1 protein-coding gene is annotated in these 596 nt (G+C 58.2%); it reads left to right on the top strand.

From position 1 onward, the window contains the following. Positions 1-596, top strand: a 596-nt coding sequence (locus tag FDX22_RS22480) for a flagellar basal body P-ring protein FlgI (protein ID WP_186805443.1), incomplete at both ends; no start/stop codon positions are given.

Genomic DNA, 596 nt, shown 5'->3' on the forward strand with positions numbered 1-596 from the left:
ATCGCATTCGTGATCTGACCAGCGTGCAGGGCGTGCGGGAAAACTCGCTGATAGGCTACGGGCTGGTGGTCGGGCTGGACGGTACGGGTGACCAGACCACCCAGACACCGTTTACGACACAAACGCTGAATAACATGCTGTCGCAGTTGGGGATCACCGTGCCTACCGGCACCAATATGCAGCTGAAAAACGTGGCAGCGGTAATGGTCACCGCGCAGTNTGGTCGTCAGGGGCAAACCATTGACGTAGTGGTCTCTTCAATGGGTAACGCCAAAAGCCTGCGCGGCGGAACGCTGCTGATGACGCCGCTGAAAGGGGTCGATAGCCAGGTGTATGCGTTGGCGCAGGGGAATATTCTGGTCGGTGGTGCAGGCGCCGCAGCGGGTGGTAGCAGCGTGCAGGTGAACCAGCTCAATGGCGGACGTATTACCAACGGCGCGACCATCGAACGCGAATTACCCAGCCAGTTCGGCGGCGGTAACACCATTAATTTGCAGCTGAATAATGAAGATTTCACCATGGCGCAGCAAATTACCGACACCATTAACCGCTCGCGCGGCTTTGGCAGCGCAACAGCGCTGGATGCACGCACGATC

The organism is Citrobacter sp. TBCS-14, from assembly GCF_005280805.1.
GTDB classification, from domain to species: Bacteria; Pseudomonadota; Gammaproteobacteria; order Enterobacterales; family Enterobacteriaceae; genus Citrobacter; species Citrobacter gillenii.